This window comes from Sphaerisporangium sp. NPDC049457 (assembly GCF_055586705.1).
Genome location: NZ_JBVJHR010000010.1, coordinates 219,032 through 239,912, shown reverse-complemented (window position 1 = coordinate 239,912; position 20,881 = coordinate 219,032). Strand labels below are relative to the sequence as shown.

19 protein-coding genes are annotated in these 20,881 nt (G+C 70.0%); 4 read left to right on the top strand and 15 right to left on the bottom strand.

What is annotated here, in order from left to right; translation table 11 throughout:
• Nucleotides 1-100: 100 nt before the first annotated feature.
• From ACZ6QO_RS18000 to ACZ6QO_RS17990, 3 genes are all read right to left on the bottom strand, one after another.
• On the bottom strand, nucleotides 101-2,260 hold the full coding sequence (locus ACZ6QO_RS18000) for a hypothetical protein (RefSeq protein WP_465851925.1): 2,160 nt from the start codon (nucleotides 2,258-2,260) through the stop codon (nucleotides 101-103).
• 861 nt (nucleotides 2,261-3,121) lie between these two features.
• The gene (locus ACZ6QO_RS17995) at nucleotides 3,122-3,481 is read right to left on the bottom strand and encodes a hypothetical protein (RefSeq protein ID WP_465851924.1); all 360 of its coding nucleotides are present in this window, start codon (nucleotides 3,479-3,481) and stop codon (nucleotides 3,122-3,124) included.
• A 116-nt stretch (nucleotides 3,482-3,597) separates the two neighbouring features.
• Nucleotides 3,598-4,761, bottom strand: a complete 1,164-nt coding sequence (locus ACZ6QO_RS17990) for an acyl-CoA dehydrogenase family protein (RefSeq protein ID WP_465851923.1) — start codon at nucleotides 4,759-4,761, stop codon at nucleotides 3,598-3,600.
• Between the two features lie 174 nt (nucleotides 4,762-4,935).
• On the opposite strand from ACZ6QO_RS17990, the gene ACZ6QO_RS17985 reads away from it, so the two are divergent.
• Nucleotides 4,936-6,255 carry a UDP-glucose dehydrogenase family protein gene (locus ACZ6QO_RS17985; protein ID WP_465851921.1) on the top strand — a complete coding sequence of 440 codons (1,320 nt, stop codon included), beginning with the start codon at nucleotides 4,936-4,938 and terminating at the stop codon, nucleotides 6,253-6,255.
• A gap of 77 nt (nucleotides 6,256-6,332) precedes the next feature.
• Here ACZ6QO_RS17985 and purE read toward each other — a convergent pair whose 3' ends face one another.
• The 3 genes from purE to ACZ6QO_RS17970 form a co-directional block, all read right to left on the bottom strand.
• Nucleotides 6,333-6,854 carry a 5-(carboxyamino)imidazole ribonucleotide mutase gene (purE, locus tag ACZ6QO_RS17980; protein ID WP_465851920.1) on the bottom strand — a complete coding sequence of 174 codons (522 nt, stop codon included), beginning with the start codon at nucleotides 6,852-6,854 and terminating at the stop codon, nucleotides 6,333-6,335.
• The gene (locus ACZ6QO_RS17975; protein ID WP_465851918.1) at nucleotides 6,854-8,023 is read right to left on the bottom strand and encodes a 5-(carboxyamino)imidazole ribonucleotide synthase; all 1,170 of its coding nucleotides are present in this window, start codon (nucleotides 8,021-8,023) and stop codon (nucleotides 6,854-6,856) included. The genes purE and ACZ6QO_RS17975 overlap by 1 nt, the downstream gene beginning before the upstream one ends.
• Before the next feature lie 205 nt (nucleotides 8,024-8,228).
• Nucleotides 8,229-9,191, bottom strand: coding sequence for a DUF8094 domain-containing protein (locus ACZ6QO_RS17970; RefSeq protein ID WP_465851916.1), 963 nt, complete (start codon nucleotides 9,189-9,191; stop codon nucleotides 8,229-8,231).
• A gap of 178 nt (nucleotides 9,192-9,369) precedes the next feature.
• On the opposite strand from ACZ6QO_RS17970, the gene ACZ6QO_RS17965 reads away from it, so the two are divergent.
• Nucleotides 9,370-10,032 (top strand): GtrA family protein, encoded by a 663-nt coding sequence (locus tag ACZ6QO_RS17965; RefSeq protein ID WP_465851914.1) that lies wholly within the window; start codon nucleotides 9,370-9,372, stop codon nucleotides 10,030-10,032.
• Here ACZ6QO_RS17965 and ACZ6QO_RS17960 read toward each other — a convergent pair.
• The 9 genes from ACZ6QO_RS17960 to ACZ6QO_RS17920 form a co-directional block, all read right to left on the bottom strand.
• Nucleotides 10,016-11,299 carry an ATP-binding protein gene (locus ACZ6QO_RS17960; protein WP_465851912.1) on the bottom strand — a complete coding sequence of 428 codons (1,284 nt, stop codon included), beginning with the start codon at nucleotides 11,297-11,299 and terminating at the stop codon, nucleotides 10,016-10,018. The genes ACZ6QO_RS17965 and ACZ6QO_RS17960 overlap by 17 nt on opposite strands.
• Before the next feature lie 11 nt (nucleotides 11,300-11,310).
• The gene (locus ACZ6QO_RS17955; RefSeq protein ID WP_030451323.1) at nucleotides 11,311-11,979 is read right to left on the bottom strand and encodes a response regulator transcription factor; all 669 of its coding nucleotides are present in this window, start codon (nucleotides 11,977-11,979) and stop codon (nucleotides 11,311-11,313) included.
• A gap of 289 nt (nucleotides 11,980-12,268) precedes the next feature.
• On the bottom strand, nucleotides 12,269-12,757 hold the full coding sequence (gene bfr / locus ACZ6QO_RS17950; protein ID WP_465851909.1) for a bacterioferritin: 489 nt from the start codon (nucleotides 12,755-12,757) through the stop codon (nucleotides 12,269-12,271).
• A gap of 14 nt (nucleotides 12,758-12,771) precedes the next feature.
• Complete coding sequence (locus tag ACZ6QO_RS17945) at nucleotides 12,772-12,951, bottom strand: (2Fe-2S)-binding protein (RefSeq protein WP_465851907.1); 180 nt, start codon at nucleotides 12,949-12,951, stop codon at nucleotides 12,772-12,774.
• Between the two features lie 171 nt (nucleotides 12,952-13,122).
• Entirely contained in the window at nucleotides 13,123-13,746 is a 624-nt protein-coding gene (locus tag ACZ6QO_RS17940; RefSeq protein WP_465851906.1) for an MBL fold metallo-hydrolase, read from the bottom strand.
• 52 nt (nucleotides 13,747-13,798) lie between these two features.
• Nucleotides 13,799-14,884 carry an S-(hydroxymethyl)mycothiol dehydrogenase gene (locus ACZ6QO_RS17935; protein WP_465851904.1) on the bottom strand — a complete coding sequence of 362 codons (1,086 nt, stop codon included), beginning with the start codon at nucleotides 14,882-14,884 and terminating at the stop codon, nucleotides 13,799-13,801.
• 79 nt (nucleotides 14,885-14,963) lie between these two features.
• Nucleotides 14,964-15,956 (bottom strand): adenylate/guanylate cyclase domain-containing protein, encoded by a 993-nt coding sequence (locus tag ACZ6QO_RS17930; RefSeq protein ID WP_465851903.1) that lies wholly within the window; start codon nucleotides 15,954-15,956, stop codon nucleotides 14,964-14,966.
• Between the two features lie 33 nt (nucleotides 15,957-15,989).
• The gene (locus ACZ6QO_RS17925) at nucleotides 15,990-16,502 is read right to left on the bottom strand and encodes a PH domain-containing protein (protein ID WP_465851901.1); all 513 of its coding nucleotides are present in this window, start codon (nucleotides 16,500-16,502) and stop codon (nucleotides 15,990-15,992) included.
• Nucleotides 16,503-16,673: 171 nt separating this feature from the next.
• On the bottom strand, nucleotides 16,674-17,498 hold the full coding sequence (locus tag ACZ6QO_RS17920; protein ID WP_465851899.1) for a biotin--[acetyl-CoA-carboxylase] ligase: 825 nt from the start codon (nucleotides 17,496-17,498) through the stop codon (nucleotides 16,674-16,676).
• A 213-nt stretch (nucleotides 17,499-17,711) separates the two neighbouring features.
• On the opposite strand from ACZ6QO_RS17920, the gene ACZ6QO_RS17915 reads away from it, so the two are divergent.
• Together ACZ6QO_RS17915 and fdhD are read left to right on the top strand one after the other, a co-directional pair.
• Nucleotides 17,712-19,928 carry an FdhF/YdeP family oxidoreductase gene (locus tag ACZ6QO_RS17915; RefSeq protein WP_465851897.1) on the top strand — a complete coding sequence of 739 codons (2,217 nt, stop codon included), beginning with the start codon at nucleotides 17,712-17,714 and terminating at the stop codon, nucleotides 19,926-19,928.
• Nucleotides 19,925-20,854, top strand: coding sequence for a formate dehydrogenase accessory sulfurtransferase FdhD (fdhD, locus tag ACZ6QO_RS17910; protein ID WP_465851895.1), 930 nt, complete (start codon nucleotides 19,925-19,927; stop codon nucleotides 20,852-20,854). The genes ACZ6QO_RS17915 and fdhD overlap by 4 nt, the downstream gene beginning before the upstream one ends.
• The last annotated feature ends 27 nt before the right edge of the window (nucleotides 20,855-20,881 follow it).

The window sequence follows — 20,881 nt, the reverse complement described above, 5'->3', positions numbered from 1 at the left end:
CGGCCGAATGGACCGGCGTGGGTGGTGCGCGATTGGGGGCCCTGGTCTGGGGGAGGGACCGTCCGCTTTACGGTCCCTCCCCCGCAGTGCGGGCCCGCGGTTACTCGCAGGCCCCCGGGTTGATGGGGTTGAGCTGGGCACACGTGAGCTGGTTCGCCATCTCCGGCGTGGCGTTCTGCACCCAGCCGTTGTAGACGATCGGGTAGGGGAGCACGCCCTGCCCGCCCATGCCGCTGTAGCCGGTGACGACGTCATCCACGGCGGTGCCCGCGGTCGAGTCGAGAACCATCTTGCCGACGATCGTGGAGTCGGCGGGGTTGCCGTCGCCGTTGGGGTCGGGGTCGATCACGGCGAGGGTGTTGGCGAACTTGCTCGACGCGTAGGCGTAGTAGCCGCCGCCGCGCTTGGCACCGAAGTTGATGCCGTGACAGCCGGAGTCGCACGGCAGGTACTTGATGACCTTGTCGGTCTTGGTGTCGATGACGGCGATGTTGCTCGTGAGCGTGTTCGCCACGAGCACCACGTTGCCGTCAGGGCTGACCGGGATCTGGATCGGCAGGCCGCCGAACCCCCCGGTGGTCGCCCCGGTCACCATGTCGTAGTTCGCCCACAAATCGATGGCCTTGTAGCCGACGTTCGTGCCGCTGTCGCTGTGGCACGTCGGCCCGTCCAGCGAGATGCACGAGACGCTCTGGCCGAGGAAGTTGGCCACGTAGTACTTCGAGGAGTCCGGCATCATACCGGTCGCGATGGGCAGTTGCTCGGTCTGCGCCTCCTGGATCGAGCCCGACGGCACGTCGACGATCGTCGAGTTGTTGTGGTTGACGTTCGGCGTGACCATGGTGTGCCCGTCGGCGCTCATCCAGTGCGCGTGCGGGTGGGCCGGTGTCTGGCCGGGACCCTGCACCAGGATGCGTCTGTCGATCTGCGTGGCACCCGGACTCAGTTCGACCACCGCGTTGCCGGCGTTGATGGCGACGTGGAGCTGGTCGGTGTCGGTCCGGGTCATCACATGGGATGGGTCCGGGCCGACCTGGATGGTTCGCACGAACTTACCCGTGGTCCGGTCGAACACGGTCAGGCGGTCGGAGAACCATTCCGTCTGATAGATGTACTTTCCATCGCGGTCCGACCACATATTGTGCGGGTTGTTGAGGTTGATCTGTGGGAGCGCCACCTTCCGGTCCACGGTCCAGCCCTGCACGTCGACCTTGGTCGCCGCACCGGACTTGACCTTGCCGGCGTACTTCTCCATCTGGGTGTCGACCCAGAGCTCACCGACGCCGGGCACGCTCGGCCGCTGGGTCAGCGCGGGCAGCGTGACGCCCTCGGTGAACTTGCTGTTGTAGTACGCGTCGAGGCTCGGGATGAGCACCGGCTGCTCGTTCGCGTCGTACTGCAGGATCGGCGCGGGCGGGTAGTAGGGGTTCCAGTTCTTGGTCTGCGTGTTGCTGAAGACCTGCCAGTTGTCGGGCGTGGTGATCCGGAAGAACTTCTGCACGAGCTCCTGCACCACGTCGGCCGAGCTGGGCACGACGATGCCGCCCTTGACGTTGACGTTGAGCTTCTTGCCGAAGTCCAGGCCGGGCGTGAGCGGGTCGTCCACGACCACAGCGCCGAGCATGTACGGGTGGATCTTGCAGGCCCACGCGTACAGGCCCGGTTCGGTCAGGTTGGCCTCGACGTTGCCGATGAACGCACTGTTCTGGTCGATCGGCGGCGCGCCGACCGGCCAGATCAGGCTGGTCACCGAGTGGGCCGAGGCGGCCGCCGGTGCCGCCACCGCGAACTTCCCCTTCGGCGCGAGGCTCAGGTCCGTGGGCGCCAGCGCGGCGACCTCGTTGAGCGTGCGCATCAGGTCGAGCCCCACGGGCAGGCTGCCGAGCGGGACGGCGCTGCTGTCCGGCACGGTCAACAGCTGCTGGTTGAGCTGGTTGATCTGCGTCTTGGCACGCTGGATCGTCGGGTTCAGGAATCCGAGCAGGCCGCCCGCCGCGTCGACCGCCGAGTTGAGCTGGTCGAGATTGAGCAGGCTGTTGACGTTCACGCCGAGGCTGCCGATCAGTGGTGCGTCGCCGTTGAGCAGCGGCAGGTTGAGCAGGCCGCCGCCGAGATCGCCGTTGAGCAGCGTGTCGGTGTCCAGCGGCAGCGACGCGAGCTTGGTCCGCGGCGTCACGGCGACGCCGAGCGACCGCGTGCCGAACAGCGTCGCACCGGTGTCGAACCACGCACCCTGGTTGTCGGTGAGCGTGAATTGCACCGGCGTTCCTACACCGATCGGAAGCGCCTGGGCTGGGGAAGGATTGACCCCAATTGTTACGAAAACCAGGATCGGGGTCAGCAGCCAGGCCATTCGTCGTCGATTGGCCCGGCGTCTGGCGGCGAGAATGCCGCGGGGGGGAGAATGCATGCACTCCTCCTCTAGTGGGGTGAGATCGATGACGCCAGCCGGATGTTTCACGCGCGGCTGGGCGCAGTTAACTCGCCGTGAACCGGCGCTCACGCGCAACACGGTTACGAACACCTCAACGTGGCGCGGCGGGGTCCGTGAATCGGGTTGGTTCGGCACCAAGCTCAGGTCGAACTACCGAGAGCGGCATTTGCGCCGCTCAGGCATGCTGATGGTCAAATACAAACGGCCGTACAACAGCCGCAACAAACCCGAAACAATCCGCGTCACGTGGCCCAGGGGTTAGGGGGCACCGATTACTCCATTGCCGGCGACGGGACGCACGGCGTGACACAGACCGGCACCCTTCACGACTCATGAGACGCCAAAGGCCGCGTGGGAGAAGGACCGCGCTGAGCTGGAAGACGAGCGTGATGTTCTCAAGCGCTCAGTGATCTTGTGGGTGAAAGAGGCGATGGGCCGGTGAGCTCGGGGAACAGCCGCGGGCATTCGGTCGTCGAGCCGGGCGCGATCGGGCCTGGGGTCGGCGCGTAGTAGGCCTCGCACGGGGTGCCGAGCGGCGCGTTCGTGTTGTTGTCGCGTTAGGAGTGCCAGATATTCGAAGATCGCGTTGCCGAGCTCGATCCGGATGTTCCAGCGCGTCCAGGACAGCTTGGCCCGTTTGTCGGTGATCTCGGGGCACGCCGGCTCGCAACACGGATCGTTGACCCCTCAACAATGATGTGTTAGAAATACATCTATCGCCTGCACGTCACGCCCGCCTTTGCGAGACGACAGGTCAAGAGCATCAAGCGATCCGACGTAAAAGCGTGGATTAGTGATCTGAGCCAGCGATTCGGTACGCCGACCGTACAAACCGGTTTCCTCGTCCTTCAGGGCATTCTCGATATGGCCGTGGCCGACGCGGCACTCAAGAAGAGTCCCGCGAAATCTTCCATCGTCCAGGTACCCAGGAGAGCGGCCGAAGAGGTCGAGGCGTGGGCTGACACGCGCGTGAGCGCTGTGCTCGATGCACATCCCGACCTCTTCCAGCTCCTTCCGATCATTGCCGCCGCCTGCGGTCTCCGGCACCGCGCGCGGCGTCCCACGGAACAGGGACGGAACAGGCGCGCTCCTAAGATCATCCGCTGATACGGCGAACCCGGTCCCGGAGCTTCCCCGGGACCGGGTTCTCACTGTTCAGATGGTTACTTGAGGAGTTGGCGGGCCATGACCATTCTTTGGATCTGGTTGGTGCCCTCGTAGATCTGCGTGATCTTGGCGTCGCGCATCATGCGTTCTACGGGGTAGTCGCGGGTGTAGCCGTAGCCGCCGAGGAGTTGGACGGCGTCGGTGGTGATCTCCATGGCGGCGTCGGAGGCGGCGCACTTGGCCGCGCTGGAGAAGAAGGTCAGGTCGGGGACCTTCTCGCCGCGCATGGCGGCCTCGGACTTGGCGGCCGCGGCGTAGGTGAGCTGGCGGGCGGCCTCCAGCTTCATGGCCATGTCGGCGATCATGAACTGGAGTCCCTGGAACTCGGCGATGGGCTTGCCGAACTGTTTGCGCTGCTTGACGTACCCGATGGCGTAGTCGAGCGCGCCCTGGGCGATGCCGAGGGCCTGCGCGGCGATGGTGACGCGGGTGTGGTCGAGCGTGGCGAGGGCCGTCTTGAAGCCGGTGCCCTCCTCGCCGATCATGCGGTCGGCCGGGATGCGCGTGTTCTCGAAGATGACCTGGCGGGTGGGCGAGCCCTTGATGCCGAGCTTCTTCTCCTTCGCCCCGAACGAGACCCCCTCGTCGGACTTCTCCACGACGAACGCCGAGATGCCCCGCGCCCCGGCGTCCGGGTCGGTCACCGCCATGACCGTGTAGAACTCCGACACGCCCGCGTTGGTGATCCACATCTTGGTGCCGTTGAGCACGTAGTGGTCGCCGTCCCGGACGGCCCGCGTCTTCATCGCCGCCGCGTCGGAGCCGGCCTCGGGCTCGGACAGGGCGTAGGAGAACATGCCCTCACCGCGCGCGACGGGGGCGAGGTAGCGCTGTTTGAGCTCCTCGGACGCCGACAGCAGCAGCGGCACGGTGCCGAGCTTGTTGACGGCCGGGATCAGGGAGGAGGACGCGCAGGCGCGCGCGACCTCCTCGATGACGATCACGGCCGCGAGCGCGTCGGCGCCTGCCCCGCCATACTGCTCAGGGATGTGCACCGCGTGCAGGTCCGCGGATACCAGGGCCTTGTAGGCGTCCCACGGAAACTCGCCGGCCTCGTCGACCGTGGCGGCGTGCGGGGCGATCTTCTCGTCGGCGAGGGCCCGGACGCTCTCGCGCAGCATCACGTGCTCTTCGCCGGGCGCGTAGAGAGGGAAGCTCATGGACAAATACTAGGACGTCCAACAATACGGCGTCCTACTGAGGGGTATATGAGAGGCACCTCTCCGGAGAAATGTCCGGTTTGTACTGTTGCTGCGGGTGGGGGCCCGGTAACATGCCTCGGCAACGTTACGGTAAAGATTGGGTCGACAGCGATACACGGAAGGAGCACGCTCGTGTCCTATCGCCTGACGGTCCTAGGGACCGGATACTTGGGTGCCACGCACGCGGCGTGCATGGCCGCGCTGGGCTTCGAAGTGCTCGGCCTGGACGCGGATCCGGACAAGGTCGCCCGCCTTCAGGCCGGGCAACTGCCCATCCACGAGCCCGGCCTGCAGGACCTGCTGCAACAGGGGCTCGCGTCCGGGCGGCTGCGCTTCACCACCTCCTACCAGGAGGCCGCCGAGTTCGGCGACGTGCACTTCATCTGCGTCGGCACGCCCCAGAAGAAGGGCGAGTACGCCGCGGACGTCTCCTACCTCGACGCGGTGGTAGAGTCCCTCGCGCCGCACCTGACCCGCGACTGCCTGGTCGTCGGCAAGTCGACCGTGCCGGTCGGCACCGCCCAGCGCCTCGCCGACAAGCTCGTCCGGCTGTCGCCCGCCGGGGACGCCGTCGAGCTGGCCTGGAACCCCGAGTTCCTCCGCGAGGGCTTCGCCGTCCGCGACACCATGCACCCTGACCGCATCGTGCTCGGCGTGGTCTCCGAAAAGGCCGAAAAGGTGATGCGGGAGGTCTACGAGCCGATGCTGTCGGAGGGCACGCCTCTGATCATCACCGACTACCCGACCGCCGAGTTGGTCAAGGTGGCGGCCAACGCGTTCCTGGCCACCAAGATCTCCTTCATCAACGCGATGGCCGAGGTCTGCGAGGCCGCGCACGCCGACGTCAAGGACCTGTCGCTGGCCCTGTCGTTCGACGAGCGCATCGGGGGCCGGTTTCTCAACCCCGGCCTCGGCTTCGGCGGCGGCTGCCTGCCCAAGGACATCAGGGCGTTCATGGCCCGCGCGGGCGAGCTGGGCGCCGACCAGGCGCTCACGTTCCTGCGCGAGGTGGACGCCATCAACATGCGCCGCCGCGCCCGCATGGTCGACCTGGCCCGCGAGCTGGCGGGCGGGTCGTTCCGCGGCTGCACGGTCGCGGTGCTCGGCGCGGCCTTCAAGCCGAACTCCGACGACATCCGCGACTCGCCCGCGCTGGACGTCGCCGTGAAGATCCGCGAGCAGGGCGGCGCGGTCACGGTGTACGACCCTGTGGCGCTGGAGAACGCCCGCCGCGCGCATCCGGCACTCGGGTTCGGCTCCTCGGCGCTGGAGGCCGCCCGGGACGCGCACGTCGTGCTGCTGCTGACCGAGTGGCAGGAGTTCATCGACCTCGACCCCGACGAGCTCGGCGAGGTCGTGGCCGCCCGCAAGATCGTGGACGGCCGCAACGCCCTGGACGCCGAAACGTGGCGCGCCTCCGGCTGGCACTACCGCGCTCTCGGCCGTCCATAGGGCTTCGCGGATTATCTGTCGGGCCGGTCCGCCCCGGGCGGCCCGGCGGCGGGCCGGGCCGAGCCAGGGGCGGCGGTCTAGCGGTCGCCCTCCGCGAGGGTGGCGGCCTCGGCGCGCAGGCGTTCGCCCTTGGCGTGGGCCTGGTCTCTGAGCGACACCTGGAACTCCAGCATCTTCGCCCGCAGCCCCTCGTCGGCGGCGGCGAGGATGCGGACGGCGAGCAGCCCGGCGTTGCGGGCGCCGCCGATCGCCACGGTGGCCACCGGCACGCCGGCGGGCATCTGCACGATGGACAGCAAGGAGTCCATGCCGTCGAGGTACTTCAGCGGCACCGGCACGCCGATCACCGGCAGCGGGGTCACCGACGCGAGCATGCCCGGCAGGTGGGCGGCTCCGCCGGCGCCGGCGATGACGACCTTCAGCCCGCGCTCGGCCGCCCGCTCGCCGTAGGAGATCATCTCTTGCGGCATGCGGTGGGCCGAGACCACGTCGGCCTCGAACGGGACGCCGAACTCGCCGAGCGCCTCGGCGGCGAGCCGCATCACCGGCCAGTCGGAGTCGCTGCCCATCACGATGCCGACCACGGGTGCGCCCGCCATCAGACGTACTCTCCGGTGGCCAGGTGGACGGCGGCGTGCCGTGCGCGGGCGCGCACCTCGTCCAGGTCGGTGCCGAACGCGGTGACGTGCCCGATCTTGCGGCCGGGCCGGACCTCCTTGCCGTAGAAGTGGATTTTCACCCCAGGGTCGTGCGCCATCACGTGCTCGTAGCGGCCGAAGACGCCGGGGTCGGCGCCGCCGAGGACGTTGGCCATGACGACGACGGGCGCCGCGAGGGACGGCGAGCCGAGCGGCAGGTCGAGCACGGCCCGCAGGTGCTGCTCGAACTGCGAGGTGCGGGCCCCCTCGATGGTCCAGTGGCCGCTGTTGTGCGGCCGCATGGCCAGCTCGTTGACCACCACCTTGCCGCCGGGGAGCTGGAACATCTCGACGGCGAGCAGGCCGGTCACGCCCAGCTCGTTGGCGATCTTCAAGGCGATGTGCTGCGCCTGGGCGGCGGCCTCCGGATCGAGGCCGGGCGCCGGCGCGATCACCTCGACGCAGATGCCGTCCTGCTGGACGGTCTCGACGACCGGGTAGCTGACGCCCTGCCCGTGCGGGGAGCGCGCCACCAGCACGGCCAGCTCGCGCTCGAACGGCACGAACGCCTCGGCCATGACCTCGGTACCGCTGCCCAGCACCGCCGCGACCTCCTCCGCCGAGGAGCACACCCACACGCCGCGGCCGTCGTAGCCGCCGCGCACGGCCTTGAGCACGACCGGCCAGCCGTGCTCCTTGCCGAACGCCTCCAGGTCGTCGGCCGAGGAGACCCGCGTCCAGGCGGGGCAGGGGACGCCGATCGCGGCGAGGCGCTCGCGCATCACGGCCTTGTCCTGCGCGTGCACCAGGGCCGCCGCCCCAGGGTGAACGGCGTGCCCTGCGGCGGCGAGGGCCTCGATGTGGCCGGTCGGCACGTGCTCGTGGTCGAAGGTGATCGCGTCGCAGCCGTCGGCGAACGCGCGCAGCACCTCAAGGTCGCGGTAGTCGCCGAGCCGGGTGTCGGCGATCACCCGCGCGGCGCTCTCGTCGAAGGAGTTCGCCAGGACGCGCAGCTCGACGCCCAGGGCGATGGCGGCCTGCTGGGTCATCCGCGCGAGCTGCCCCGCGCCGACCATGCCGACGACTGGCCCGATGTGAGGGGTTTCCCTCCTGGTCACAACACTGGTCACAAGCCCAAACCCTATCCGTGGCGGCCGAGTGGCCGTTCTGCCGCCCATGTCCCGGCGTCCCGGACGGGGTCCGCCCCATGTCTCAGGGGTCCGGACGGGTCCGCCATGTCCCGGCGGCTCGTACGGGCGCCCGCGGGCGCCGGCCGGGACGGGTACCGCGGTGGCCGGACGGGGAGTGACCGTCGCGGACGCGACCGGTCACCGGTCAGCGGGTGATGTCGGCGAGTCCCCGGGACATGGCCACGGTCTTCAGCTTCCCGTCAGAGGCGACCTTGGTGGCGAGCGAGACGATCTCGGTGACGTGGATGACGGCGCGGCCGGCGCCGCCGGTGAAGGCGCGCACGGCGCCGGCGCCGAACAGCGGGTGGGCCAGCTTGCGGGAGCGCGCCTTCTGCGTGTAGACGATCTTGACGGCATGGAAGACCAGCGCGCCGCCGCCGTCGCCCACTTCGAGCGCCCTGGTGTCGGCCGGCACGAGCTGGATGTCGTAGCTCAGCCGGTCGGGACGCACGGTGGCCGGCTTCTTGACCAGCTCGGTCAGCAGGTCCTTCATCGGGTCGCCTGAGGCGAACCGCACGCCGCTGAGCCCGAAGCGGTCGGAGAGGAACGCCAGGTGCTTCTGCGGCGCGAGCCTGGCGCGCACCCCGTCCTCGGGGTCGTCAGTGGGGACGGCGCGGGTGATCTCGTCGGCGTCCAGGTCTGGCACGTTCCCGAGCAGGCGGACCGGGCCGTACGCCAGCCGCCAGCGGTCCTCCTCGTAGGCGAACACGAAGTAGGACGGCTGCGGCTTGCGGGCCAGCGCGGCGAACCAGGGCCGCTCCTCGGGAGGGTCGGGCAGGAAGTACTCGACATCGCCGTACGCCACGGGCGCGGGAACCGGGCGGCCGTTCCGGGTGGCCTCGCAGGCCCGGCCGCCCAGTTCGTTCGCGGCGGAGGTGGTCAGGAACAGCACCTTGGCGCAGTCGCGCTTCTTGCGCGCGTCATCGAGTTCCTTGAGCACCTCGAACGCCGCGGCGGCCTCGCTCTCCGCGACCGTGCGGGCGGTCGGGGTGTCGGCCGCGGGCTCCGGCGTCGGGGAAGCCTCGCCTCCGCTCTGCGCGCCACAACCGCTCAGCAGGGCGACGCTGATTCCCAGAGCGACCAGTCGGCGCAGCACGCTGCGAGCCACCTCTCCATGGCACACCTTTGTGATCTGCGGCGCAGCCTAGCGCACCACCTCAGTTACTAGCCGTGAAAGTACGGATATTTCAGCAAATAGTCCTTATGGTGAGGTTGGCGGGGGAGACGCGATGCGGCCGGCACACAGGTAACCTGATGAGGCTCCCGGACACCTAGGAAGGACCGTTGTGCAGTTCATCCGTCGTCTGTATGACCAGTTCTCCTCGCTCATCCGCGAGCTCGCCAAGTTCGGCATCGTCGGCGCGGTCGCCTTCGCCGTCGACTGGGGATCCACCAACTTCCTGCGGTACATCGTCGAGCTCGGTCCGCTGACCTCGAAGACCTTCGCCACCGTGGCGGCCGCCACCCTGGCCTACCTGGCCAACCGCTACTGGACCTGGCGCCACCGCGAGCAGACCGGCCTGGCCAGGGAGTATTTCCTGTTCTTCGTGCTCAACGGCATCGGCCTGCTGATCTCTCTGCTGATCATCGGATTCGTCGAATACACCCTCAAAATGACCGATCCGCTGAGCTACAACATCTCCTTCTTCATCGGCACGGCCCTCGGCACGCTGTTCCGGTTCTGGTCGTACAAGAAATGGGTGTTCCTGCCGCCGGGGCTTCCCCCCGTCGACCCGCACACCGGGCTCCCGGAGGCCGAGCAGACCACGCCGCAGCAGGCCACCCCGCAGCAGGCCACGCCTCAGCAGGCCGCCCCGCAGCCGGGCGTGCGCGGCGCCGACGGTGCCCGGTCCCCGCAGGGCATCCCCGGCACGCAGCTTCCCCCCGGTGTCAACGGCGCCGAGACCAGCGCCAACGGCAACTCTCCCGGCATTACGCCGGTCCGCTGACCACACGGTGACGGGCGGTCTCGCAGGCGGTGTCGCAGGCGGGCCGCAGGAACAGCGCGAACACCGCCGGGCGCATGCGCACCAGCTCCAGGCGGCCGCCGTCGGAAGCGGTGAGGGCGCGGGCCAGCGTCAGCCCGAGGCCCGTGCCCCCGCCGCCGCTGACGTTGCGGTCGAAGACGCGGACGCGCAGGTGATCGGGGATGCCCGGCCCCTGGTCGGCCACCTCGATCACGATGGACCTGTCGGAGCTGCCCGTGGTGATCGTCACCTGCCCGTCGCCGTGCTCCAGCGAGTTCTCCAGCAACGTCGAGACGACCTGGCTCAGCCCGCCCTTGCTGACCAGGGCGCGCAGGTCGCGGTCGCCGGCCAGGCGGAGCGTCCTTCTCGCCCGGCGGAAGGCGGGCTCCCACTCGGTGACCTGCTGGCGCAGCACCTCGTCCACCGAGATCGCCTCCGCCTGGGCGTGGCGCTGCCTGCGGGCGGCGGCGAGCAGCTCGTCGATGACCGCGGTGAGCCGCTCGGCCTGGACGATCGCCGCCTCGCCCTCCTCGCGCACGATGGCGGGCTGGTCGGCCGCGGCCACGATCTCCTCCAGGCGCATGGTGAGCCCGGTGAGCGGCGTGCGAAGCTGATGGGAGGCGTCGGTGGCGAACTCCCGCTCGCGGCTCAGCAGGTCGGCGATGCGGGTGGCGCTGCGGTCGAGCACCTCGGCGACCCGGTCGAGTTCGGGTATGCCGTAGCGATGCCTGCTCGGCCGGGCCTCTCCTGAGCCCAGCCGCTCCGCGATCCTCGCCAGATCCAGGAGCGGCAGGGTGAGCCGGCGTGACTGCACGACGGCGAGAGACACGGCGACGGCCAGCGCCAGCCCGGCGAGGGCCACGATGAGCATGAGCCATCCCCGGACATTACGCTCGACCTGGGCGCGGTCTCGCGTTATCCGGACATAGACCCCGCTCTCCGAGTGGGTCTCCTCGGTCATCTGCCGGCCGGACGGCGGCTCGGCTCCGACGATGACGGTCGGGCTGTTGCGGATGAAGATCTGGACGTACCTGCTGGGGTACTGCCGCTGCAACTCGTCGGGATCGATCGGCCGATCCTCGATGCGGGCGTATTCCACCTGGCTGAGCAGCAGCGTGGCCTGTGCCCGGAGCTGCTGGACCGCCTCGTCGTTGATGAGGCGGGTGACCACCAGACCGAGCGGGACCCCCAGGAGCAGAACCGCGATGGCCGCGACCACCAGGGTCGAGGACAGCAACCTACGGCGCATCTAGCTATGGGCTATTCGCGCTCGAACCGGAAACCGACCCCGCGGACCGTGGTGATGTAGCGCGGCTTGGCGGCGTCGTCCCCCAGCTTGCGCCGCAGCCACGAGATGTGCATGTCGAGAGTCTTGGTCGAACCCCACCAGTTGGTGTCCCACACCTCGCGCATGATCTGCTCGCGCGTGACGACCTTGCCGGCGTCGCGGACGAGCACGCGAAGGAGGTCGAACTCCTTGGTGGTCAGGTGCAGCTCCTTGTCTCCCATCCAGGCGCGGCGCGAGTCGGCGTCGATGCGCACGCCCTGGACCACGGGGGTCTCGGACGTGCCGCGCCGCAGGAGCGCCCGCACCCGGGCGAGCAGTTCGGCAAGCCGGAACGGCTTGGTCACGTAGTCATCGGCACCGGCGTCGAGCCCCACCACGGTGTCGACCTCGTCGACACGAGCGGTCAGGATGAGCACGGGCGTGCCGTGCCCTTCGGCGCGGATGCGGCGGGCGACCTCCAGGCCGTCCATTTCCGGTAGGCCCAAATCGAGCACGATGAGGTCGACGCCCCCGGACAGAGCCCTTTCCAGGGCCTGCGGGCCATCGGGGCTCACCTCCACCTGGTAGCCCTCTCGGCGCAGCGCGCGCGCCAGGGGCTCGGAGATCGAGGTGTCATCCTCGGCGAGAAGTACGCAGGTCATAAAGCGATCGTAGGACCTTAGGCGATCGTTTCCCGGGTACAGCGCGCGGTTTGACTCGTCGTTGACCCACCAATTGACCTGGGCAAAGACTCAGAAACTCGGACGACCCCACCCGCATTACCTCCTACCCCGATGGCCCCGGGAGTACGCTCACGAACCTCGTCGAGAACGGCGAGAACACGGCGCGGCGTGTCGCGGCTACCGGCCGGAACCAGCCGGCGAAGACACGCGGACGGGTCCGCGGCGGGACCGAAATCCGGGGCGGAGGGCGAGTGGGGCGTCCCGCGGGTCAGGAGGTGGAGCCGCCCGGCACGTCCAGGTAGCGCTGGAGGTAGAAGCCCTCGCCGAGGGTCTCCAGCAGCTGCAGCTCGGTCTCCAGGTAGTCGATGTGGTGTTCCTCGTCCTGGAGGATGTCCTCGAAGATCCGGGCGGAGACGACGTCGCCGCGCTCGCGCATGAGCTGGACGCCCGGCCGCAGCCGCCGGACCACCTCGATCTCCAGCTCCAGGTCGGCGGCCAGCTGCTCTTTGACGGTCTGCCCGATGTGCAGCGTGCCGAGTTTCTGGTAGTTCGGGAGGCCTTCGAGGAACAGGATGCGGTCGGTGAGCACCTCGGCGTGCCGCATCTCGTCGATCGACTCGGCTCTGGTGACGGCGGCGAGCTTGGTGTAGCCCCAGTGCTCCTGCATCTTGGCGTGCAGGAAGTACTGGTTGATGGCGGTGAGCTCGGACGTCAGCTGCTCATTCAGCAGAGCGATGATCTCTTTGTCCCCCTGCACGGGCAACCTCCCAATTACGCGGTCGCGACCAGTTCCTCCGCTCTCTTCAGCATCGCACATATCTTTCGCACGCATGTCGCGCAGTCCGCGCCCGCGCCCGTGGTGTCGCGGATCTGTCGCGCGCTCCTGGCGCCCGAGGCGATGCAGTCGTGCACGTCGCTCTCGGTCACGGCCCGGCAGATGCATACATACATGCGGGGTACGCCCTTCACGTCAATGTAGGTAAGGCATACCTAAGGTAACTCACATAGGTAAGGCTTGCCTATGTGAACTGTGCAACAACTACCGGGCCTTCACCCGGTCATGCCGCGCCTTGGCGCCTCGCCGCACCGCCGTGCCGTACCCCGCCACGCCCGTGACCTGCGTCAATGCCCTCGGGCGATCCACTGTTGAAGATCGGGCGCTTCGGCCCCGATGCTCGTGGAATCTCCGTGCCCGGTGTGCACCACCGTCTCGGGCGGCAGCACCAGCAACCGGTCGCGGATGCTGCCGATGATCGTGTCGAACGACGAGTACGAACGCCCGGTCGCCCCCGGCCCGCCGGAGAACAGGGTGTCCCCGGTGAACACCGCGCCCAGTTCGGGCGCGTACAGGCACACCGCGCCCGGGGCGTGGCCGGGAGTGTGCAGCACGTGCAGCGCGGCCCCCGCCACCTCGATGACGTCGCCGTCCTTGAGCGGCCGGTACTCGCGCTCGGTGCCGTAGACCATCTCCCACAGGACGGCGTCCGCCGGATGCAGCAGGATCGGCGCGCCGGTCGCGTCGGCCAGCGCCCCGGCCGCGTTGATGTGGTCGTTGTGCGCGTGGGTGCAGACGATGGCCTTCAGCAGCCGGTCGCCGACCGCCTGCCGGATGGCCTCGGCGTCGTGCGCGGCGTCGATCACGACGACCTCGTGGTCGTCGCCGACCAGCCACACGTTGTTGTCGACGTCCCAGCTGCCGCCGTCCAGCGTGAACTTCCCCGAAGTGACGATCTTGCCGATGGTCATCGCGAACCCTCCCCTCGTGTCGCGGCCCGCCGCGCGAGGCAGCGCGCCGGGGTCACAGGACCACGACCGAGCGGAGCACCTCGCCGCGGTGCATCTTGGCGAAGGCGTCCTCGACCTGGTCCAGTTCGATCGTCTCGGACACGAAGCCGTCGAGGTTCAGCCGCCCCTGCAGATAGAGGTCGATCAGCATGGGGAAGTCGCGGCTCGGCAGGCAGTCGCCGTACCAGGAGGACTTCAGCGAGCCGCCCCGGCCGAAGACGTCCAGCAGCGGCAGCTCCAGCATCATGTCGGGCGTCGGCACGCCGACCAGCACGACGGTGCCCGCCAGGTCGCGGGCGTAGAAGGCCTGCTTGTAGGTCTCGGGACGGCCGACGGCCTCGATCACCACGTCGGCCCCGTGCCCGCCGGTCAGCTCGCGGATCGCCTCGACGGCGTCGGTGGTCGAGGAGTTGACCACGTGCGTCGCGCCGAACTGGCCGGCCAGGTCGAGCTTGCGGTCGTCCACGTCCACCGCGATGATCCTCGCCGCGCCCGCGAGCGACGACCCGAGGATGGCCGCGTTGCCCACGCCGCCGCAGCCGATGACGGCCACCGAGTCGCCGCGCGAGACGCCGCCGGTGTTGATCGCCGCGCCCAGGCCGGCCATCACCCCGCAGCCGAGCAGACCGGCCACCGCGGGACGGGCGTCGGGGTCGACCTTCGTGCACTGCCCGGCCGCGACCAGCGTCTTGGCGGCGAACGCCCCGATGCCGAGGGCCGGGGTGAGCGGCGTGCCGTCGGCGAGGGTCATCTTCTGGGCGGCGTTGTGGGTGGCGAAGCAGTACCACGGACGGCCCCGCAGGCAGGCGCGGCAGTTGCCGCAGACGGCCCGCCAGTTGAGGATCACGTAGTCGCCGGGGACGACGCTCGTCACGCCGGGGCCGACGGCCTCCACCACACCGGCGGCCTCGTGACCGAGCAGGAAGGGGAAGTCGTCGTTGATGCCGCCCTCGCGGTAGTGCAGGTCGGTGTGGCACACTCCGCACGCCTGCACGTTGACGACCGCCTCGCCCGGCCCGGGGTCGGGGACGATGACCGTCCGCAGCGTCACTGCCTCGCCCTTGCCACCGGCGATCACGCCCTGGACTTCGTACGGCATGGTGCGTCTCTCCCTCTATCGGCCTGCACAACGTATATCGGCCCTCATCGGCGTTGACAACGTTGACGTCCCGCCCGGTTCAGGACCGGCGCAGCACGTAAGGCTGGATCATGCCGAGGCCGCGGGCGGGCCTGCGCCGGATGCGCTGGACCAGCAGGCCGGGGGCGCCCTCGACGCCCTCGGCGAGGCCCGGGTCCACCAGGACGGTGCAGGGCCGGGCGATGGCGGTGAGCCGCGCCGCGAGGTTCACCGTGGTGCCGAACACGTCGCCCATGGCCGGCAGGACGGGCCCGTACGTCAGCCCGACGCGCACCTCCCTGCCGTCCTCGCGGAGCACGTCCACCAGGTCGAGGGCGATGCGCGCCGCCGTCTCGGCCGTGGGGGCGGTGAACAGCACCTCGTCCCCGAGGGTCTTGACCAGCCGGGCGCCGTGCCCGGCGACCACGTCGGAGGTCCTGGCCTCGAAGTTCTCCACCAGCTCGGCCAGCCCCTGCTCGTCCAGTTCGCGCGACACCTGGGTGAACGACACCAGGTCGGCGAACCCGACGGCGAGGCTGGGCCGGCCCGGCGCGCTCTCGGCGTTGACGTCTGCCATCGCCAGCAGGCGGGTTCCCGCGGCGGCGAGCTGCGCGCGCCACACGTGCACCAGCAGGCGCTCGAAGTCGGGCAGCAGCCGCCGCGTCACCTCGACCGCGCCCGCCAGCTCCTCGTCCCCGGGCGGCTCCGCCGGGTCGAGCATCGCGCCGATCATGATCTCGGACTGCCACTGCGCGAGCCTGGCCGTGGTCTGCCCCAGCGCGCGGGCCATCCGCACGACGGTCTCCTCGCCGATCATCTCGCCGCCGAGCATGCCGGACACGCGGCGCAGCGCCTCCACGTCGGCGTCGGTGAAGGCCACGACGTCGTCGGCGGGGGTGGCGAAGCCGAGCGCCCGCCAGATGCGCTGGGCCAGCTCGGGCGGGACACCGGCCAGGCTCGCCACCTCGTCACGGGTATGGCGAGGCGTCGAGCCCACGAACAGCCGCTCGATCTCTTCCGCCGTGGGACGGCGCACGGTGTCGGTCTCACGCACCTTCAGGAGGTTACGCCACCTTCTGGGCATGTCTCACCGGCCGTCGATGTCCCCGTCGGCGGCGTCCTCCACCAGCCGGAACAGCTCCGACCGGACCGACTGGATCTTGGGAATGTCCCTGAGGTTGATCTCGCCCTTGTCCGAGGCCGACTCCACCACGAGCGTCCCGCAGCCGAGCATCCGCTCGACGAAGCTCTGGTCGGAGCTCACGCTGTTGACCTTGGCCAGCGGGATGTCGTCGTCGGACTTGCTCAGGATGCCGGTGCTGATGTTGAACCGGTGCGTGGTGAGCGTGTACGACGTCGTCTTCCACCGCAGGTACGGGATGAACGACCACAGCGTGAGCGCGACCACCGAGACGACGGCCACCGCGATCCACGCGTAGCCCGCGTACTCGTAGTCGGTGGGAATGAGCAGGAACGCCGCGCTGGAGGCGGCGACGACGAACAGAAGCGCGATGAACGGCAGCACCAGGCGCTTCCAGTGCGGGTGGAAGGAGTGGACGACCCGCTCCCCCGTCGTCAGATGATGTTCAGGGAGACCCATGGGGCAAATCGTGGCACGCCGACCGGCCCCACGTCTGTAAACGACGCGGTACGGCGCGGTCGGCGCGGCGAACCGCAACCACCAGGCGGCGCGGCGAACCGCGGTCCACCGGTCGGCACGGCGGACCTCAGCCCACCGGTCGGCGCGGCGAGCCGCGGACCGCGGGCGGGCTCAGCCCTTGGCGGCGCGCACGTGGACCACGTCGCCCACGCTGAGGGAGTGGTCGGCGCCGTCCGCGCGCACGATCAGGTGGCCCGAGGCGTCCACGCCCGTGGCGGTCCCCTCCAGCACGCGCTCGCCGGGCAGGTCCACCCGGACCTCCTTGCCCACGGTCGCGCTCGCCGCGAGGTACGCGGCGCGCAGCCCGCTGGCGTCGGCGTCGCCGCCGGCCGCCACCCAGTCGCGGTAGTGCGTCTCGACCTCCCGCAGCACGGCCCTGATCAGCGGATCACGGTCGGCGCACTCGGCGTCCTCCATGACCAGCGAGGTGGCGGTCGCCACGGGCAGTTCCTCGGGCCGCAGCGAGACGTTGAGGCCCATGCCGACGATGACGGCGTCCCCCACCCGCTCGGCCAGGATGCCCGCGAGCTTGCGCTCGCCGATGAGCAGGTCGTTCGGCCACTTCAGCCGGACGTCCACCTCGGCGAGACGGCGCACGGCCGAGGCGGCGGCCAGCGCCACCAGCAGCGTCACCCAGCCCTGCCTGGCCGGCGGGACGGCGGGCCGCAGCAGCATCGAGAAGGTCAGCCCGGAACGAGCCGGGGCCGTCCACACCCGGCCGAGCCGGCCCCGGCCGGCGTCCTGGAACTCGGCGATCAGCACGGCGCCCTCGCGCGCGCCGTCGCGCGCGTCCCGCGCCAGGTCGGCGTTCGTGGAGCCGGTGGCGTCGACGACGGCGAGCCGCGACCACAGGCTCCCCGGACGGACGACCGCCCTGGTCAGCGCCGCCTCGGACAGAGGCGGCCGTTCGAGATCTGTGTACGGCGAATCGGGCACCCCTCCATCTTCCTCCCTCCCGCCGCCGCACGTCCCACCGCCCGCGGGACTACGGCCCCGCGACGGGGTACGCCCTCATCACCGGGGCGCGCCGATCGGCCCCGGCCGCGCCTGCGAGGGCCGCTGGTTCGTCAGATCCGGGGGAAAAGGCGATGCTATGGAATAAGCCGCGCGAACGGCCGGCGGCAAGCACGAGAAACGGGTGAACGTCCGGTGAGCAAGCGTCTGGACCCTCGTAACTGGGCGAGCTGGAAGCCTTTCGGCCTCGGCGAGCGCAAGCCCAACAACTATCTGGAGCTGTGGAAGGCGTTCCGGTCGGTGAAGGGCAACCGGCGCTACGCCTGGCGCATCCTCACCCAGGGCACCTGCGACGGCTGTGCCCTGGGCACCCGCGGCATGCGCGACTGGACCATGGACGAGATCCACCTGTGCAACATCCGGCTGCGCCTGCTCAAGCTGAACACCATGCCGCCGCTGGACCCCGCGCGGCTCACCGACGTCTCGGGGCTCGCCGGGATGCGCAGCGCCGAGCTGCGCGACCTCGGCCGGCTGCCCTACCCGATGCTGCGCCGCGGCGGAGAGCCCGGCTTCACCCGCGTGAGCTGGGACGAGGCGCTCGACCTTGCCGCCTCCCACCTGCACGCCGGGTCGCGGCTCGGCGCCTACCTCACCAGCCGGGGCGTGCCGAACGAGAACTACTTCGCCGCGCAGAAGGCCGTGCGGGCGCTCGGCACCAACTCCATCGACAACGCCGCGCGCATCTGCCACTCGCCCTCGACGGTGGCGCTGAAGCAGAGCATCGGGGCGGCGGCCACCACCTGCTCCTACACCGACTGGATCGGCTCGGACCTCATCGTCTTCATCGGGTCGAACCCCTCCAACAACCAGCCGGTCGCCATGAAGTACCTGTACCACGCCAAGAAGGCCGGCACCCGCGTCGCGATGGTCAACTCCTACCGCGAGCCCGGCATGCAGAACTACTGGGTGCCCTCCAACGCCGAGTCCGCGCTGTTCGGCACGAAGATCACCGACTACTTCTTCGGGGTGAACGTCGGCGGCGACATCGGGTTCCTCAACGGCGTGCTCAAGCACCTCGTCGAGAACGACTGGCTGGACAAGGCGTTCATCGACGCGCACACCGCCGGTTTCGAGGAGGCCCGGCGGTCGGTGGCCGCCCAGTCATGGGAGTCGCTGGAGGCGCTCAGCGGCGCGACGCGGGAGCAGATGTACGAGCTGGCCAAGCTGCTCGGCGAGGCGAAGTCGGCGGTGCTGGTGTGGTCGATGGGCATCACCCAGCACACCTACGGGGAGGACAACGTCCGCTCCATCGTCAACCTCGCCCTGGCCAGGGGGTTCGTCGGGCGCGACAACTGCGGTCTGATGCCGATCCGCGGGCACAGCGGCGTCCAGGGCGGCGCCGAGATGGGCGCCTACGCCACCGGGCTGCCCGGCGGCCTGCCGGTCACCCCCGAGAATGCCGCCAGGTTCACCGAGCGGTGGGGCTTCGAGGTGCCGACGGCGCCGGGGCTCACCGCCACCGACATGATCGACGCGGCGCACGCCGGCGAGCTGGACGTCCTGATCTCCTCCGGCGGCAACTTCCTTGAAGTGCTGCCCGACCCGGGGTACTGCCGCGAGGCGCTCGCCCGCCTGCCGCTGCGGGTGCACATCGACATCGTGCTGTCCAGCCAGATGCTCGTCGAGGCGCAGGGCGACGTGTTGCTGCTGCCGGCGCAGACGCGGTACGAGATGGCCGGCGGGGTGACCGAGACCTCCACCGAGCGCCGCGTCATCTTCTCCCCCGAGGTCGAAGGACCCCGCGTCGGCGAGGCCTGGCCCGAGTGGAAGATCTTCACCGAGCTCGCGGCCCGCGCGCGGCCCGAGCTGGCGGACAGCGTCCGCTATCCGGGCGGCACGCCGCAGATCCGCCGGGAGATCGAGGACGCCGTGCCGTTCTACGCCGGCATCGCCGCGCTGGCGAACTTCGGGGACAACGTGCAGTACGGCGGGCGGCACCTATGCCCCGGCGGCCGGTTCCCCACCGCCGACGGCCTCGGGCGCTTCTCGCCCGTCGCGCTGCCCGAGCTGGAGCGCCCCGACGGCTCGTTCATGGTGGCCACGCGGCGCGGCAAGCAGTTCAACAGCATGGTCCACGAGCGCCGCGACGGCTTCAACGGCGCCACCCGCGAGGCCGTGCTGATCAGCCCGTACGACGCCGACCGGCTCGGCCTGCCCGACGGCGCCGAGGTCGAGCTGCTCGGCGCCGCCGGACGGTTCACCGGCCGGGTGCTGCGCGCGCCGCTGACCCCGGGCAACCTGCAGATCCACTGGCCGGAGGGCAACGTCCTGCTGGACGTCTCGCGCCGCTCCCCCGATGCCCGCATTCCCGACTACAACGCCGTCGTCACCCTGCGGAAGACCACCTCATGACCACCGGCGAACTGCCGCAGGGACGGCTGACCGACACCGTCGGGCGCGTGCGCCCCGGGCCCACGAGCAGGGTGCGGGTGCGCGAGGTGTCCGGCGCGGCCGTACGCGACCGGCGCGACGACCTGGCGACCGAGGAGCCGCTGGAGATCCGCGTCGCCGCGGGCGGCGACACCCGGACTCTGGCGATCACCATGCGCACGCCCGGCGCGGACTTCGAGCTGGCGGCCGGCTTCCTGTCGGGCGAGGGCATCGCGGGGCCGGACGACATCGCCTCGATCGCCTACTGCACCGACGAGGACCTGCCGCCGGAGGCCAGGTACAACACCGTCACCGTGCACCTGCGCGGCCAGGGGCTGCCCGAGCTGCCCACGATGCACCGGCATTTCATGACATCAAGCGCCTGCGGCGTCTGCGGCACCTCCAGCCTCGACGCCCTCCACGCCCGCCACGCCGCCCTGCCCAACGCCGACAAAGCCGGCCCCGGCACCCTGCGCGGGCCGGCGCTGCCGCCGGTCCCCGCCGAAGTCCTCTACGGGCTGCCCGAGCGGCTGCGCCAGGCCCAGGGGATCTTCGGCAAGACCGGCGGCCTGCACGCGGCCGGCCTGTTCACGGCCGACGGGTCGCTGCTCGCCGTGCGCGAGGACGTCGGCCGGCACAACGCCGTGGACAAGCTCGTCGGCTGGGCGCTGCTGTCCGGGCGCCTGCCCCTCTCGGCGAACCTCCTACTGGTCAGCGGCCGGACCAGCTACGAGATCATGCAGAAGGCCCTGGCCGCGGGCATTTCCATGGTCTGCGGCGTCTCAGCGCCCTCCTCCCTGGCCGTCGACCTGGCCAGAGACTTCGGCATGACCCTCGTCGGCTTCCTCCGCGGCGAACGCTTCAACATCTACTCCACCCCCGCCCGCGTGACCATCGACCTCATGTGACGCCCATTCGGCTCCTCACCACCGCCA